Consider the following 15,839-nt stretch of genomic DNA (forward strand, 5'->3'; position numbering starts at 1 on the left):
GATGCTTTGCTCGGCCCCCAGCGGAAGTCGCACAAAGAAGCATGAGCCGCGTCCAGGTTCGCTGTTGACGCCAACTTCGCCCCCCATCCGTTCGGCCAGATACTTGACCAGGGCCAGACCAATGCCTGTGCCGCTGTAATGGCGCGTGGCGGAATTGTCGATCTGGGAAAAACGCTGGAACAACAACGGCAGTTTGTCAGGCGCAATGCCAATCCCCGAGTCTTGCACCGCGAGTTCAAATCGCTCGCCATCAATCGGCGTCACGGCCACGTGCACGGTGCCGCCAGCGGGCGTGAACTTGATAGCATTGCTCACCAGGTTAAGCACGATCTTCTCGAAGTGTCGGGGGTCCAGGAACACCGTGCCGAGCGCGGCGTCGATGCTGCAGGTCAAGGTGCAGCCTTTGCCCTGCGCCACCAGCGCGGCATCCTCGGCCAGCACACCTACCGCCTTGTTCAAGTCAACGGACGTTGGAAACAACTCCACCTTGCCGGCTTCGGCCTTGGAAAAGTCGAGGATCTCATTCACCCGGCTCATCAAGCGCAGCGCATTGCGTTGGGCGCGCTCGACTTGCACACGCCAGTCCGCGGGCGGGGTGGTCACCGCTGAGAGCTGCTCCAGGGGGGCGAGAATCAGGGTCAGGGGGGTGCGCAGTTCGTGACTGACCGTGGCAACGAAATCGCTCTTGGCCCGGTTAGCCGTCTCGGCCTGGTTGCGCGCCTGAATGAGTTCGACGGCCTGCGCCTCCAACACCTCGGTCTGCCGGTGCAGCGTGTCGGTCCGTTCATCGACCATTCTCTCCAAAGAGGCCTGGACCTGCTGTCGTTCGGCTTCGGCCTCGGCCTCCAGCACCCGGATGCGCAAAGCATTCTCCTGGAACACCCGCACCGCACGGGTCATGATCCCAATCTCATCGCCGCGCCCGGCGCTGGCGATCTCGGCGCTCAGGTCACCGGCAGCGAGCCGGCGCATGACCGAGGCCAGGGCAACGATGGGCTGCGCAACAAACCGCGAGGTGCTCCAGGCGATGGCACCGGCCAGCAGGATGGCGACGGCGCCCGCGATGATCGTCGCGAGCATGCCGCGATCCTTGTGGACCAAGGCGTCTGAACGCGCTTGGCCAGCGAAGCGTGCAACCAACAGGCCTGCGCTGCGGGCCTCGTTGCGAACTTGGTCGCGCGCGTCACTCAAGGCATTGCTCGCCTGATGGAACCTGGCGAATGCGGCCCGGTAGCCGGCGATCTGATCGCTGACCGTCTGGGGCGTAGCGTCGGTCTGCGGCCCTACCGATGAAGGGAGAACGCGCGCGAGACGGGAGAGTTCATCGAGGATGGCATCGACAGCGCTGGCGACCTCGGCCGAGGGTGCCAGGCGAAACGACAACGTCTGCGCCTCCAGGGTGGCCACACGCTCGGCGAAACGCTTGGACAATGCGGCCGCATTTTGCAGCAAACCGGTGGCGGCCTGAATGTCGCTGGCTTCGTGGGCAACGTGCTCCTCCACTTCACCCAGCATGACTTCGAGGCGTTCGGCCACGTCCCCAACGGTGCCGAGATGCCGCAAAGCCTCGCCACCGCGAAGCTTGGGTGCCGCGCCAAGCTGCTCGACCGCCAGGCAGGCGGCAGCGACCGCCGTCGCCAACTGCCCCAGGGTCTCCACCTCCTGCGGCGCTCCCATCAACTCGCGCAATTGCTCGACCACGGGCGGCAATGCCGCGCAGGCGCTGCTCGCCGCAGTGGCGGCCGCCCCATCACCGGTCACCAGCACCTTGGCCACATTGGCGGTGATGATCCGTTCGCCGTTGCGCAGGATATCCAGGATACGGTGGGCACTCTCAATATTGCTCACCCGCGCCTGGTGGTCAGTGGCGCGGGCACCAAGCGTCTTCAGCCCATCGGCGATGCCCTGTTCGACGACGATCGTCGCCTCTCGCATTCGATCGTAGTGGGCGGTCATGTTCTCCGTTTCGCCATCCATGGTCAGGGTCGCCGCCCGCAAGGCGGCGATCGCCCCGGCGAGCCGTTCCAGGCTGCCCTTGAGCGATTGCGCTTCTGCCACCGGAATGGCGGCAAGGCCGGTGATAGCCGTCGCCACCATGCCTTCGGCCTGGGACAAGCTTTCCTGATCGCGGGTGGCAATGAAGTTTTCCACCCGCCCGGTGGCACCGTTGACCGAAGCCAGAATTTCTGCGGAATGGCTGGCGGAATCCACCGCCCGCACCATGCCTCGCAGGCCGTAGAGGTTCACCAGCGATACCGCCAGCATCAAGAACACCAGTGCGGCAACTGCCAGGCCAATCCTGACGGCAATGGGCCTGGCCGTGGCCGATTTGAATGTCAACATCGGGGCCTCGCCTCCTCGCCCGCCACTACTGCTTCGTCACCTCCGGCAACGGCGCCGGCGACACCGTGTTGTTGATGGCAGCGTCGATCATCGCCGCAACGGAAGCCTGGCTGTAGGAAGGATTGGCGGCGCCGCCCACTGGCATAGTGGCGAGCCAGGCGTCCAAGTCTTTTGCGTCAATACGCACCAGCGGCACCTCGACGAACTTCGGCACCTGCTTGCCCGCCAGGATCTGCTGGGCTACCCAGAAACCCACCTGAGAGACGCTCGGGGAGGCAGAGACAGAGACGGTCTCGTAGCCATTGGCATCGCGCTCCTGTTTCCACAGGGCGAGCTCGTCCTGACGGTTGCCCATCACGATGATCGGCAACGGACGTCCCGCCGCCTTGAACGCCATGGCCGCCCCATAACCGTCGCCCCCCTGAGTCGCCACGGCATCAATGTTGGGCAGCGATAGCAGCGCCAGCGCCACCTCCTTGCGGGCCACAGAAGCCGTCCAGTTCCCGTACACGGTCTTGGCGAATCTCAGGCCCGGATAGTCGCTGGCGGCCTTGCGAATGCCGTCGCTGATGTTTTTATCGGTGGCATCGCCGGCAATGCCACGGATCTCCAGCAACGTTCCGTTGCCCTTCAGACGCTCGGCGATGTAATCCATTTCCACACGGCCCATGGCAGACCAGTTGTAATCCACGGTATAGACGCATTGCTCGGTGACCAGGCTGGCCATGACCACCACCACGATGCCGGCGTTGCAGGCATCGCGGATCACCCCATTGAGGGCCGTGTCAGACGCGGCCAGGATGACGATGGCATTGACGCCCTTGACGATCATGTCCTGGATATGGGCCGCTTGTTCCGACGCCGAGTTATTAGCGCTGACCACCGGAGCCTCCCGGATCAAGCCATCCTTCTGCGCCTGGAGCGCCATCGCCTGCCAATTGCTCACCATCACCTTGCGGAAATCGCTGCCCGCGTAGGAGTTGCTGAAGGCAATGCTATAGCTTGCGGTAGGGCCACCGGCGATGCCGCCGTCGGCAGCCTGGGCTGGATTGGCGGCAACCATTGCCAGCCCGGTCACGCAGCCGGCGAGGTGCCATAAAATTTTGTGGATGGGTTGAGTGTTCATACTGCTCTCCATCTTCTTAGGATTTACCCACAGCAATCCACCTGCACTTGCCGACAGCCTGGATCGACTGATTGATTTGGTTGATCTGGTTGGAGAAGCCGCCCGGCGGAATGGAGATTGACAGTCATCATAGTATCAAAGTGCCCGCTTCGCCCGCGGCCATAGAGAATTTCAACCAATGCTTGCATGAGCCCGCGCCCCCCCAGCTAGACCGACGCCACGCCAAACACCGCATCGGATAGATCCCCCAGCGAAACCGCTACGGACGAGACGCTCTCGACGCCCTCCCCTGCAGTCGACGCACGAAATACCGTGACCGTTGCGAATTTCGCAATAAACAGCTTTTTATCCGCACATTCATAGCCGCTTCACTCGTGGGCAAGCCAGTACATTAGACCTCCATGGTCCCGCAGAGCGACCGACAACAAAAACGACAGCTCGCCCAAGAAATCTGCCAACCATTCGGAGTCTTTCCATGAGCACATTGCGCACTACAGCTTTCAAACTCGCGAGCCTGGCCCTGTTCCTCGGTGGCGCTACCCAGGCCATGGCAGAGGACATCACATTCGTTTCCCAGGGCGGTGCCTACCAGGACGCCCAGAGCAAGGCGATTCTCGAGCCGGCCGCGAAAAAACTCGGCTTGACGCTCAAGCAGGACAGTTCACCGAAGGCTTATCCGATCATCAAGACCCAGGTCGAGAGCGGCAAAGTCACCTGGGATGTGGTCGACCTGCCCACTGGTGATTGCATCCGAGGCGAGGCCGAAGGCCTGTTCGAGAAGCTCGACCTGTCGCTGGTTCCCAACGCCGCGCAGATACCCGACAGCCTCAAGGACGACTACAGCGTCGGCTACATCAGTTACTCCACGGTGCTGGCGTATCGCACGGACGCCTTCAAGGGCGACAACGTACCCAAGACCTGGGCCGATTTTTGGAACACCAAGAAGTTTCCAGGCCAACGTTCCCTGCGCAACTTGCCGCGCCCGACCCTGGAAATCGCGTTGTTGGCAGACGGCGTGCCGGTGGACAAGCTCTACCCACTGGACGTTGATCGCGCCTTCAAGAAGCTCGAACAGATCAAGCCCGACATTGCCACCTGGTGGACATCCGGCGGGCAGTCGGCGCAGCTGATCAGCGACGGTGAAGTGGACATGATCCAGGCCTGGAATGGCCGCATCACCGCCGTGCAGGCCGCCGGGGCGCCGGTGGCCTTCGATTACAACCAGGGCGTGCTGGAAACCAACTCACTGTGCGTACTCAAGGGTTCCCCGCACAAGGTGGCGGCGATGAAGTTCGTCAACGAAGCCATCGATGCGCAGCTCCAGGCGGCACTGCCGATGATCATCGACTACGGCCCGTTGAATCCCGAGGCATTCAAGACCGGCGTGATCCCGGCCGAGCGTGAAGCCAAGCTGCCGTCCGCCCCCGAGAACATCTCCCGCCAGGCCCTGCTCTCGGCGCAATGGTGGGCCTCGCAGGACGGGGTCAAGGCTGAAGAGCGCTGGCTGGCCTTCGTCCAGAAAAAATAACCGCCGATTGATGCTGCGCCGCGGGCCAGACGCCTCGGCGCAGGACATGCCGTCTGCCTCCCCGATTTCGACATAAAGCACTTCGGCACCGGCCAATTCCACCCGCTTCGTTCGTTGGCATCCCGGTACATTAGACCTGAGGGTCCCGCAGAGTGAGCTATGCAGACAACTCGCGCTCGCCCTACGTACCTGCCCACCATTGGGAGTTCCCTACATGACACTATCCGAGCACCGCACCTTGCAGTCCGTGAGGACGATTGCCGCCAGCACTGTCCGCCAGCGCTGGATTCCCTCCAGCCCCCTGCAGTGACGAGAGGTCTTTATGTCAAACGCCTATCTCGCCAAATCCATGCCCGACTCCAGCGACCAGCCCCAACCGCCGTTGAGCAGCGAACAGGCCCTGGCCCGCGAAGAGCGCAAGGAACACACCTCGATGCTGTTGCTACTCACCCCCGCGCTGGTGATAGTGGTGGTGCTGCTGATCATGCCCCTGTGCTGGCTGGCCTTGCAGTCGGTCCAGACCGAGGAAGGGTTTTCCCTGGCCAACTACGTCCGGATTTTCCAGGAAACCATCTACTGGGACACCTTCGCCCTGACCTTCAAGATCAGCTTCATGGTGACCATCCTGTCGGTCGTGATGGGTTTCCCCATCGCCTACGCCGCCTCGCGCCTGCAGGGTCTCTGGGCCAACCTCATCCTGATCTGCGTGATCCTGCCGTTCTGGACCAGCGTATTGGTGCGTGCCTATGCCTGGCTGGTGCTGCTACAACGCCGCGGGCTGGTCAACCAGACGCTGATGGACCTGGGGATCATCGACCAGCCCCTGACACTGATGCACAACACCACCGGCACGGTGATCGGCACCCTGCACGTGATGTTGCCCTTCATGGTCCTGCCGCTGTATTCGGTGATGAAGAAGATTCCCCAGGACCTCATGCAAGCGTCGGAAAGCCTGGGCGCAAAACCCTTCTACACCTTCCGCCGCGTGTTCCTGCCAATGGCGGCGCCCGGGATCATGGCCGGTTCGATCCTGGTCTTCGTCATTTGCCTGGGCTTCTTCATCACCCCTGAATTGCTCGGTGGCGGTCGCACGATCCTGGTGTCGATGCTGGTGCAACGCAATGTCGAGCTGTACCACGCCTGGGGCGCCGCCAGTGCGGTCGGCCTGGTGCTGCTGTTCGTGGTGTTCCTGATTTTCTGGGGCATCAATCGCTTCATTCCCATCGAACGCATTCTGGGAGCTCGCTAAATGAACCTGCTTGCCAACCTGCGTCACCTGCGCCTGTCCCACGTGCTGTTCACCGTGGTGGTCGCGGCGATCCTGCTGTACCTGATCATCCCGGTGTTGATCGTGGTGCCCATGTCGTTCTCCGAAGCACGCTTCCTGCAGTTCCCGCCCAAACAATGGTCTTTCCATTGGTACGAGGCGTTCTTCAACAGTGTGGAGTGGATGTCAGCGGCACGGGTCAGCCTGATCACGGCATTCTTCACCATGGCAATCAGCCTGCCGATCGGCATGGCGGCCGCCTACGCCATCAACAACTCGAGCCTGAAGGTGGTGCGTACGTTGCAGATCATTCTGCTGCTGCCGATGATGGTGCCGATCATCCTGATCGCCGCCGGCGTGTTCTTCGTGTATGCCCGGGTCGGCCTGATCAGCACGCTGACCGGGCTGGTGCTGGCGCACATTATGCTCGCCCTGCCCTATGTGATCATCGCGCTGCTGGCCGGCCTGCGTAATTTCGACATGTCGCAGGAAATGGTGGCACGCAGCCTGGGCATGAACCGCTTCCGCGCGTTCATGGCCGTGACCCTGCCGCAGATCAAGCCGAGCGTGGTGTCGGCCACGCTGTTCGCCTTCATCACCTCGCTGGATGAAACCGTGGTGGCCTTGTTCATCTCCGGTGGCGACAACCAGACGCTGACCAAGCGCATGTTCACGGCGCTGCGCGACGAGATCGACCCGACCATTGCCGCAATCAGTTCGATCCTGATCCTGGCCTCCCTGATCCTGGTGCTGATCGCCGGGCGCAACAAGCACTGATCCTTCCTCAAAAACGCCTTTGCCCGCGTGGGCGGTGTGCTGGACATCATCAATGTCCGCGCGGCACCGCCCACGCGGGCAAAGGCGTTTCCGGGGCTTTGTTCCTTACCCGCCGATCACACGACCCAGGCAATTTCCAGCCCCAGCACAGCCTGCCGTCACGCGCCTCATTTCAGCATCTATCACCCGTGCGCAGGCGTATCTCGGCATCGGCCACTGGACGGGGCTTTTTACAATGGGCCCATCGTTCGCACCCTCAAGGCCCTGATCATGTTGAAAAACCAACTGCGTGACCCTTCCCTGCTTGTCGAACGCGCCTACGTCAACGGCGCCTGGATCGAGGCCGATGACGGCGCGACGATCGACGTGACCAACCCCACCGATGGCAGCGTGATTGCCCGGGTGCCGGCGTTGCAGGCCGCTGAAACCCGCCGCGCGATCGAGGCCTCGCGAGCGCGCTTCGTCGCCTGGCGCGAAGTGCCTGCTGCTGAACGCGCGCGCTATCTGGAGGTGTGGTTTGGCCTGATCATGGAAAACCAGGAAGACCTGGCGCTGATCATGACCACCGAACAAGGTAAACCGCTGACCGAGTCCCGTGGCGAAATCGCCTACGGCGCCAGTTTCGTCAAGTGGTTCGCTGAAGAAGCCCGGCGAGTTTATGGCGACACGATCCCTTCGCCTGCCGCCGACCGGCGCATTCTGGTGCTCAAGCAGCCGATTGGCGTCGTCGCGGCCATCACCCCCTGGAACTTCCCGAACGCGATGATCACCCGCAAATGCGCCCCCGCCCTGGCGGCCGGTTGCACGGTATTGGTCAAGCCGTCGGAGATGACCCCGCTGTCGGCCCTGGCACTGGCGGTACTGGCTGAGCGCGCGGGCATCCCGGCCGGCGTGTTCAACGTCCTGACCGGCCTGCCTGCCGGGGTCGGCGGCGAGATGACCGCCAACCCCGATGTGCGCAAACTGTCGTTCACCGGTTCCACCCGGATCGGTCAGTTGCTGATGAGCCAGTGCGCCGCCACCATCAAGCGCCTGAGCCTGGAACTGGGCGGCAACGCGCCGTTCATTGTCTTTGACGACGCCGACCTTGACCTGGCCATCGCCGGCGTCATGCAAAGCAAATTCCGCAATGCCGGCCAGACCTGCGTGTGCGCCAACCGCATCCTGGTGCAGGACGGCATCTACGATCGTTTCGCCGAACGCCTGTGCGCTGCCGTTGCCGAGTTGAAAGTCGGCAACGGCCTGCAAAGCGGTGTCACCATCGGACCACTGATCAACGCCGCCGCCGTGGACAAGGTGGCACGGCACATCAACGACGCCCTGGAGAAAGGCGCGAGCATCGCCATCGGCGGCGTACCTCAAGGCGAGGGGCTGTATGTGCAGCCGACCGTGCTGCGCGACGCCAACGCCGACATGCTGCTGGCCACGGAAGAAACCTTCGGCCCGGTCGCTCCACTTTTCCGTTTCAAGGATGAGGCCGAGGCACTGACCCTGGCCAATGCCACGCCCTACGGCCTCGGCGCGTACTACTTCACCCAGGACATGCGCCGCGCCTGGCGTATGGGCGAACGCCTGGAGTTCGGCATGGTCGGGCTCAACACCGGGATCATTTCCATGGAGGTGGCGCCCTTCGGTGGCATGAAGCAATCGGGCACCGGCCGCGAAGGTTCCAAGTATGGCCTGGACGAGTTTCTCGAGGTAAAGGCCTGGCACATCGGCGGCCTGGACTGATTGAGGCGGGCATAAAGCAGCCTGTGGTCCCCCACTCGCACCGGACAGCAGATCATGTTGGTCCGGCCCCCCAAAACGGCACGAACCAGGCCCATGCCTGTGTTCAGATAACCAGCAGGCTTATCGGGCAATCCCTGGTTCTACAGAGGACGACGCTTCATGAATTTCACTGAAGGTTTTGAATCGGTCAGCGTTAACAAGGTGTGCAAGCACTACGGCAACCTCAAGGCTTTGAACAACGTGGACCTCAAGGTCGAAGCCGGGGAATTCATGTCATTGCTGGGCCCGTCCGGTTCAGGCAAAACCACCTTGTTGAGCATTCTGGGTGGTTTTATCAGGGTCAGTTCCGGCAGCATTTTATTCGGCGAACGCGACGTCACTCTGATGCCGCCGCACAAACGCGAAATCGGCGTGGTATTTCAGAACTACGCGCTGTTCCCGCACATGACTGTCGGCGAAAACGTGGCCTTTCCACTGCGTGCCCGTGGCGAAAGCGCCAGCAAAAGCCGCGACCGGGTCAAGAGCGCCCTGGCAACCGTGGAACTGACGGGCTACGAAGACCGCAACATCGCGGCGCTGTCTGGCGGGCAGCGCCAGCGCGTGGCCCTGGCCCGCGCCATCGTCTTCGAACCCAAGCTGATCCTGATGGATGAGCCCCTGTCGGCCCTGGACAAGCAACTGCGCGAAATCATGCAGATCGAGCTGCGAGCCCTGCACAAGCGCCTGGGCGCCACCATGATCTACGTGACCCACGATCAGCGCGAAGCCCTGACCATGAGCGACCGTATCGCAATCATGCGCGGCGGCCAGCTGGTACAGGTCGACACACCGCGCCGCCTGCACGATCACCCGGCCGACGATTTCGTCGCCAGCTTCATCGGCGAGAGCACCCTGGTGCCGCTGCAACGCAGTGCGGACAACGGCTTGACCCTGGGCAGCACAGCACTGCGCACCACCCGTCCGGTGCCGGCATCGGGCGATGTATTCCTGGCCCTGCAATCGGAAAAACTGCTGCTGGACAACAACAGCTCGGGGCCGGAATGGAACCGTCTGCGTGGCCGCGTGGCAGACATCGTTTTCCAGGGCGAAAGCCTGAAGGTGTTCGTCGACCTCGAAGGTGGGCCAACGGTCAGCCTGCGCCAACCCAGCCATCACGAAGGCAACCTCAGCCTGCCGCCCATCGGCGCCCCCATGATGATGCGCCTGCATCCGGAAGACACCATCGTCGTGCCACGCGCCGGGGTTTGATTCAGCCAGAACCTATCGGCTCATGGCAGCACGGTTTGCCGGCGTCAACCATTCAAGGTCCCGCCGACAAATCGCACGGCCATGGGCCGATGTCGTTTCTGACGCAAACGATACCCTGCGCCCTGCGCAGCGAAATATTTCGTCACACCCCTGCAAAACAGTCGATCACAGCGCGCGGCACCCCAAGTTCAGCGCTTGTGGTTCCGGGCAATCCTTATCCTGATGACATCACCCGCCACCTTCGGCGTTCACGGAGATCGAGATGAATTCTGCACTGACTGAAAACCAACGCCTGCTGGCCCTGCGCGAACAGCATGTACCGCGTGGTATCGCCACCGCCCACCCGGTGGTCGCGGCGCGCGCGCAGGGCGCCGAACTGTGGGATGTCGATGGCAAGCGTTACCTGGACTTTGTCGGCGGCATCGGCGTGCTCAACGTCGGCCATAACCATCCGAAGGTGGTCGAGGCGGTGCGTCGGCAGGTCGGCGAGATCTCCCATGCCAGCTTCCAGGTGGTGGCCTACGAAAACTACATTCAGGTCGCCGCGCGCCTGAACAAACTGATCGGCGGCGACGCCCACTACAAAAGCGTGCTGTTCACGTCCGGTGCCGAAGCCGTCGAAAACGCGGTGAAGATCGCCCGTGGCTACACCAATCGCACCGCGGTTATTTCCTTCCGCGGTGGCTTCCACGGCCGTACCCTGCTGGGCGTGACCCTGACCGGCATGAGCCAGCCCTACAAGCAGAACTTCGGCCCCTTCCCCGCCGAGATCTATCACGCCACCTACCCCAACGCCTATCGCGGCGTCAGCAGCGATGATGCGCTGGCCGAGCTGGACGAGCTGTTCGCCACCGACGTGGCGCCGGACCGTGTCGCCGCGATCATCATCGAACCGGTCCAGGGCGATGGCGGCTTCCTTGCGGCACCCAAAGAATTCCTGCAAGCCCTGCGCGCCCGCTGCACCCAGCACGGCATCGTGCTGATCCTCGATGAGATCCAGGCGGGCTTCGGCCGTACCGGCACGATGTTCGGCTTCCAGCATGCCGACATCCAGCCCGACCTGGTGACCGTCGCCAAGAGCCTGGCCGGCGGCATGCCATTGTCGGGCGTGGTCGGTCGCGCCGAGATCATGGACGCACCGACGCCGGGCGGCCTGGGCGGCACCTATGGTGGCAACGCAGTAGCTTGTGCTGCGGCACTGGCCGTGCTGGACCTGTTCGAAGAGCAGGATCTGCTGGCACAGGGCGAGACACTGGCAGCCCAACTGCATGACGGGTTGCTGGCCTTGCAGAAACGTTACCCGAGAATCGGTGACGTGCGCGGCCTGGGCTTCATGCAGGCGATCGAAATGATCGCCGACGATGCCGCCCGTAGCCCCGATGCAGCACTGGCGCAAAAGGTCATCGATGAAGCCCGAAACGCCGGTTTGCTGGTGATCAAGTGCGGTGTACATCGCAACGTAGTGCGTTTCCTCGCGCCGCTGGTGACCACTCCAGAGCAAGTGGCAGAAGCCTTGCAGATGCTCGACAAAGCGTTGGCCGCCTGCTGAGTGCAGTAACGGTAACACCCGGCCCGACCTGTCCCGGCAGTGTCGGGCCCTGGGCTGAATCATGATGGAACCGGCATGGCCTACTCAGGAGCAAGTCATGAGAGTCACCCAATACAAGGCGTTGGGCTTGTCATTCAGCACGTTGGTTGACCGCGAACGGGGCATCCTCGAAGGCCTGCGACCGCTGGCAGTGCAAAGTGAATCCAGCGCCAGTGATGCGCAGCTACTCAGTACTTACCGACAGGTGGCGCAAGAGCTTGCCAGCCGTGCACCGCAGATCAGCGCAGCGGCTTTCCACGGCCAGCTCTACCATCGTGTGGCGCAACATTTGCAAACCATTCCGGGCTGGGATGAAAGTGTGGCATTCAGTAGCTCTTCATCCTGGTGGCCGATTTTCGAAGACGCCCCCGGTGCCCTCCAGTACCTGGGCAAGTTCTACCGTTTGATACTGATTGCCCCACCCCAGGGTATCGATGTACTTGCCCTGGCCCGTCGCTTGCCGGTCGAATTCGATGCGATCATTGAACCCAGCGACGAGGATTGGCACAACAGCCTGGAGAGCGAGTTGCATCGCCTGGGGCTGGAGCGATCGGAACTGTTACCGGTGCGCAGCACGGAAAGCGATGACCCGTGGAACGAGCGGGTGGATTTTCCGGTTTGCACACTACGGCGCGGCCATGACCAGCCGTGGAACCATTCGCCTCAGGCAATGGACGGCAAGCGCTGTGAATACGCCAGCCTCGCTGACTTGGCCCATGCCCATCAAAAGGCATTGCACACCTGAGTACGACGGCCCTGATTTGACATTGCGAGGACTGATCAATGGACGCTGCAACCAAGCTCGACCGTATCGACATCAACATCCTGGTCCAATTGCAGAAGGACGGGCGCATGACCAACGTCAGCCTCGCCGAAGCCGTTGGACTGTCGCCCAGCCCTTGCCTGCAACGTGTCAAACGCCTGGAGGCCGCCGGGTACATCAGCGGCTATGAAGCCCACGTCAATCTGGCCAAGTTCGCCAACTCGGTGACCGTGTTCACCGAAATGACCCTCTCGGATCACAAGCGTGCCGACTTCGTGAAGTTCGAATCGAGCATCCGCAACATCGACGAAGTGCTCGAGTGCCACTTGATCAGCGGCGGCTACGACTACCTGGTGCGCTTCCTGTGCAGCAGCATCCAGCACTATCAGGAGCTGATGGAATCGATCCTCGACAAGGAAATCGGCATCGAGAAGTACTTCAGCTACATCGTGATCAAATCGCCGGTGGTCAAGAGCACCGTGCCGTTGCGCAGCCTGGTTCGGGCGGTCTAAAAAAAACCTGCAGCGGTGCGGCTGGCCGTACCGTTGGCCAGCGCGCCGCTGCAGGTCGGATGGATCCTGCCGGCCCTTTGCCGAACTCACGACAAGATGCAGAACACCTTGCGTACGGTCTCTTCGCTGACCCACGCATTGGTGGCGCCCTGGGGCACGATCACCGTTTCTCCCGCCCGCACATGATGGCTGTCGCCCTGTTCAGCCCGCAACGTCACCGAGCCTTCAAGGATAAACATCAGCTCGCTGTAACCCGGCTCGACCTGCTTGCGCGCGTACGCCTCGCATTGCCACAGCCCGACACGCAGGTTGCCGGCGCTGAACAGGGTTTCGCTCCAGGCCTTGGGCGTCGCGGTCAACAGCACACTGGCTGCCGGCGGACTCGCCGGTGCAAGCGCCTGGGACAGGTCGATCCTGATCGGAAGGCGGGGCATTTGCGTGGAGGCTGAAAGCCCCGGAAACACCATGAACAGCCGGCGCAATTGCCCGTGATGGTGCCAACGCACACGGAGTCCACGAGGCACGACGAAGCAATCCCCTGCCGTCAGTTGCAGGTCAAAACCCTCACCCTGCAAACGCAGTTCTCCGGCTTCAACCACACCCAGTTCAACCCAGGGAAACGCCTCGATCAACAGGTTCGCACCGGTGCTGACACTACTGCCTGCGGCATAGCCCTGCACGGGGTCGTGGAAGTTGATGACTCGCCCGGCCGCCAGCGGATCGCCCTGCAGGGCGAATGCGGCGCAGGGCAATTGACGATCAGTGTAGGGGTGGGAGTAATGCAGAATCGGTGGCATACCTTAACGCTCGCTCATCGGCCGATGATGTCTAGAAATTGCTGCCAGCCCGCCGCCAGGCGAACGCCCGGCGCGCGGAAGGCATGCAGAGGAATGGGGTTGAAATGCTCGCCCGCGAGCAAACCGAGCTCGACCTTCTCGCCCGCCGTCATGGCGGCCAGTTGCTTGCCCATCCAGGTCGACATCGCGACCCCGCCACCGTTGTAGCCAATGGCGTAGTAGCTGCGTTCATCGAGCTGGCCGGCATGGGGAAGATAATCCAAGGTCATGGCCACCAGGCCCGACCAGCGATAAGCAATAGGCTGGTCGCGCAGGATCGGGAAAACGTCGCCCATGCTGCGCTGCAAAGCATCGAAGGCGCTTTGTGAATCGCCTTTGCCGAACGCTCCCCGCCCACCAAAAATCAAGCGATCACCGATAACGCGGAACCAGCGCAACATGCGCTTGGTGTCACCACACACCTGCCCACCCGGCATGATTGTGGCAAGGATGTGCGGTGGCAGTGACTCAGTGGCGATGATCGCGCTGCGGAAAGGAATCAAGCGTCGGTGCAGCGTATCGGTGGCGCGGGTCTGGTCGGAATAACCATTGGTAGCGTAGATCACTTGCTTGGCACTGACCCGCCCTTGCGGCGTCTGCACGATCACCCGATCGCCTTCGCGACGGACCTGCTCGGCCGGGCTGTTGATGAACATTTTCACGCTATGGCCGGCCAAGTGGCGGGCCATGCCGCGCGCGTAGTTCAAAGGGTGGATACCGCCGGCCTTGGGGGTCAGCAGGCCGCCGGCGAAGATCGTCGAGCCGGTCATTTCCCGCACCTGGTCGGCCGAGATCATCCGTGATGACGTACCGCCGGTTTCACGCTTGATCCAGTTCGCGGTCGACTCCAGCGCGCCCAGCGCGTGGACATTGTGCGCCGCCGCGATGTGCCCGCCCAGATGCAGCTCGGCCCCGGTCAGGCCAAGGGTTTCAACCATCTCCACCAGGCTGTCCACCGCGGCATAACCGGTGTGGTACATCTGCAACGCAGTGTCACGACCAAAGCGCGCCATGAGCGTGGGAAAGCCCACCCGGAACTTCGGTGACACCACACCGCCGTTACGTCCGCTCGCGCCCCAGGCCAGGGTATTGGCCTCGACGATGAGGGGCTCGCGACCACTGCGGGCAATGTGATGGGCTGCCGAGAGGCCGGTGTAACCCGCACCAATGATCACCACGTCGCACTGCCGCTCGCCTTCCAGGGATTGCAGCGCAGGTGCCGGTTGGGCGGTGGCCGCCCATAAGCTCTGAACAGTCATGCCAGCCTCTCGACTCAATAAGGATTGGCGCTCACGGCCAAGGCCCAAGCGCCGAGGGGATCAACCCAGCTCTTTCTCGACCGCGTCGGCCAATTGCGCCAGCGAAGTGAAGTGGTAATGCGGCTCGGTGCGTTCCGATTCGAGGGTGCCGCCGGTGCCTTTCTGGGCAAAACGACGCTCGATCCAGCAGGTCTGATAACCCAGGCGCATGGCCACGCCGATGTCGTGGTACTGACTCTGGGCAACGTGCAGGATGTTCTCGAACAGAATGCCCTGGGTCGCCAGCACACCACGGGTGTAGGCAAAGAACTGCGGATCGGGTTTCTCGAAGCGCACATCGTCGACGGTGACCCGTACGTCGAACGGCTGGTCGAGGGTTTCGGCCATGTAGTTCAGCGCCCAGATCTGCGAGTTGGTGGTGGCCACCAGCTTGAAGTGCTTGCGCAGGCGCTTGAGCGCTTCGACAGAATCAGGGAAGGCCGGGAAGTTCTTCACCGCCTGCGCCAGGCCCTTGGCATAGTCGTCGTTGTCCGGCAGCCCCAACTTGGACGCGATGACGTGGTAGCAACGCTCCAGGTCATCCGGCCACCAGCCCGAATCAGTCGAGGCACGGGCCTCGCGATAAGCTTTGAGGATGTCGTCGTCGCTGCGGGCCTTGCCCGCTTCACCCGCGACTTCGCGTACATGGGCCAGGATTCCGGCTTCGAAATCGATCAGGGTACCGACAACGTCGAACGTCAGGGCTTTGAACTGCTTGAAAGACATAGGGCGCTCCGCAAGAAAAGTCGTAAGGGTGAAGCTGACTGGACAGGCCCATTATCTGCCCGCATTCTCGCGAAATATTTTGTTTTGCCCTACCCC

The 15,839-nt window shown here is 62.3% G+C and carries 12 protein-coding genes and 1 pseudogene; 8 read left to right on the top strand and 5 right to left on the bottom strand.

The window, feature by feature from the left end:
* Positions 1-30 precede the first annotated feature (30 nt).
* Both A7317_RS31615 and A7317_RS15050 read right to left on the bottom strand, forming a co-directional pair.
* Positions 31-2,343: pseudogene (locus A7317_RS31615) on the bottom strand (ATP-binding protein); the annotation flags it as partial.
* Positions 2,344-2,368: 25 nt separating this feature from the next.
* A complete protein-coding gene (locus A7317_RS15050) occupies positions 2,369-3,469 on the bottom strand; it encodes an ABC transporter substrate-binding protein (RefSeq protein ID WP_150095232.1) in 1,101 nt (366 codons plus the stop codon).
* A gap of 475 nt (positions 3,470-3,944) precedes the next feature.
* On the opposite strand from A7317_RS15050, the gene A7317_RS15055 reads away from it, so the two are divergent.
* The 8 genes from A7317_RS15055 to A7317_RS15090 all read left to right on the top strand — a co-directional run bounded on the left by A7317_RS15055 (position 3,945) and on the right by A7317_RS15090 (position 12,883).
* Complete coding sequence (locus tag A7317_RS15055; RefSeq protein ID WP_069076197.1) at positions 3,945-4,997, top strand: ABC transporter substrate-binding protein; 1,053 nt, start codon at positions 3,945-3,947, stop codon at positions 4,995-4,997.
* Positions 4,998-5,319: 322 nt separating this feature from the next.
* A complete protein-coding gene (locus tag A7317_RS15060) occupies positions 5,320-6,246 on the top strand; it encodes an ABC transporter permease (protein WP_024074584.1) in 927 nt (308 codons plus the stop codon).
* A complete protein-coding gene (locus A7317_RS15065; RefSeq protein ID WP_024074583.1) occupies positions 6,247-7,041 on the top strand; it encodes an ABC transporter permease in 795 nt (264 codons plus the stop codon).
* Positions 7,042-7,311: 270 nt separating this feature from the next.
* A complete protein-coding gene (locus tag A7317_RS15070; RefSeq protein ID WP_069076198.1) occupies positions 7,312-8,772 on the top strand; it encodes an NAD-dependent succinate-semialdehyde dehydrogenase in 1,461 nt (486 codons plus the stop codon).
* A 159-nt stretch (positions 8,773-8,931) separates the two neighbouring features.
* Positions 8,932-10,020 (top strand): ABC transporter ATP-binding protein, encoded by a 1,089-nt coding sequence (locus A7317_RS15075; protein WP_024074581.1) that lies wholly within the window; start codon positions 8,932-8,934, stop codon positions 10,018-10,020.
* Between the two features lie 262 nt (positions 10,021-10,282).
* Positions 10,283-11,569, top strand: a complete 1,287-nt coding sequence (gene gabT / locus A7317_RS15080) for a 4-aminobutyrate--2-oxoglutarate transaminase (protein WP_024074580.1) — start codon at positions 10,283-10,285, stop codon at positions 11,567-11,569.
* 97 nt (positions 11,570-11,666) lie between these two features.
* Complete coding sequence (locus A7317_RS15085) at positions 11,667-12,353, top strand: hypothetical protein (RefSeq protein ID WP_024074579.1); 687 nt, start codon at positions 11,667-11,669, stop codon at positions 12,351-12,353.
* 38 nt (positions 12,354-12,391) lie between these two features.
* The gene (locus A7317_RS15090; RefSeq protein ID WP_024074578.1) at positions 12,392-12,883 is read left to right on the top strand and encodes an Lrp/AsnC family transcriptional regulator; all 492 of its coding nucleotides are present in this window, start codon (positions 12,392-12,394) and stop codon (positions 12,881-12,883) included.
* 86 nt (positions 12,884-12,969) lie between these two features.
* Here A7317_RS15090 and A7317_RS15095 read toward each other — a convergent pair whose 3' ends face one another.
* The 3 genes from A7317_RS15095 to A7317_RS15105 are packed head-to-tail and all read right to left on the bottom strand — an operon-like array spanning position 12,970 to position 15,743.
* On the bottom strand, positions 12,970-13,680 hold the full coding sequence (locus A7317_RS15095; protein ID WP_024074576.1) for a cupin domain-containing protein: 711 nt from the start codon (positions 13,678-13,680) through the stop codon (positions 12,970-12,972).
* 14 nt (positions 13,681-13,694) lie between these two features.
* Complete coding sequence (locus tag A7317_RS15100) at positions 13,695-14,978, bottom strand: NAD(P)/FAD-dependent oxidoreductase (protein ID WP_081329206.1); 1,284 nt, start codon at positions 14,976-14,978, stop codon at positions 13,695-13,697.
* Positions 14,979-15,038: 60 nt separating this feature from the next.
* Complete coding sequence (locus tag A7317_RS15105; protein ID WP_024074574.1) at positions 15,039-15,743, bottom strand: HAD-IA family hydrolase; 705 nt, start codon at positions 15,741-15,743, stop codon at positions 15,039-15,041.
* Positions 15,744-15,839: the final 96 nt, after the last annotated feature.

Origin of the sequence: Pseudomonas fluorescens (assembly GCF_001708445.1) — a bacterium.
Taxonomy (GTDB): Bacteria; Pseudomonadota; Gammaproteobacteria; order Pseudomonadales; family Pseudomonadaceae; genus Aquipseudomonas; species Aquipseudomonas gorinensis.

What these genes read in the sequence shown, in the direction of transcription:
- gabT (WP_024074580.1), top strand. Translation starts at nt 10,283, where the DNA reads ATGAATTCTGCACTGACTGAAAACCAACGCCTGCTGGCCCTGCGCGAA.
- A7317_RS15090 (WP_024074578.1), top strand. Translation starts at nt 12,392, where the DNA reads ATGGACGCTGCAACCAAGCTCGACCGTATCGACATCAACATCCTGGTC.
- A7317_RS15050 (WP_150095232.1), bottom strand. Translation starts at nt 3,469, where the DNA reads ATGAACACTCAACCCATCCACAAAATTTTATGGCACCTCGCCGGCTGC.
- A7317_RS15060 (WP_024074584.1), top strand. Translation starts at nt 5,320, where the DNA reads ATGTCAAACGCCTATCTCGCCAAATCCATGCCCGACTCCAGCGACCAG.
- A7317_RS15085 (WP_024074579.1), top strand. Translation starts at nt 11,667, where the DNA reads ATGAGAGTCACCCAATACAAGGCGTTGGGCTTGTCATTCAGCACGTTG.
- A7317_RS15105 (WP_024074574.1), bottom strand. Translation starts at nt 15,743, where the DNA reads ATGTCTTTCAAGCAGTTCAAAGCCCTGACGTTCGACGTTGTCGGTACC.
- A7317_RS15095 (WP_024074576.1), bottom strand. Translation starts at nt 13,680, where the DNA reads ATGCCACCGATTCTGCATTACTCCCACCCCTACACTGATCGTCAATTG.
- A7317_RS15055 (WP_069076197.1), top strand. Translation starts at nt 3,945, where the DNA reads ATGAGCACATTGCGCACTACAGCTTTCAAACTCGCGAGCCTGGCCCTG.
- A7317_RS15100 (WP_081329206.1), bottom strand. Translation starts at nt 14,978, where the DNA reads ATGACTGTTCAGAGCTTATGGGCGGCCACCGCCCAACCGGCACCTGCG.
- A7317_RS15065 (WP_024074583.1), top strand. Translation starts at nt 6,247, where the DNA reads ATGAACCTGCTTGCCAACCTGCGTCACCTGCGCCTGTCCCACGTGCTG.
- A7317_RS15075 (WP_024074581.1), top strand. Translation starts at nt 8,932, where the DNA reads ATGAATTTCACTGAAGGTTTTGAATCGGTCAGCGTTAACAAGGTGTGC.
- A7317_RS15070 (WP_069076198.1), top strand. Translation starts at nt 7,312, where the DNA reads ATGTTGAAAAACCAACTGCGTGACCCTTCCCTGCTTGTCGAACGCGCC.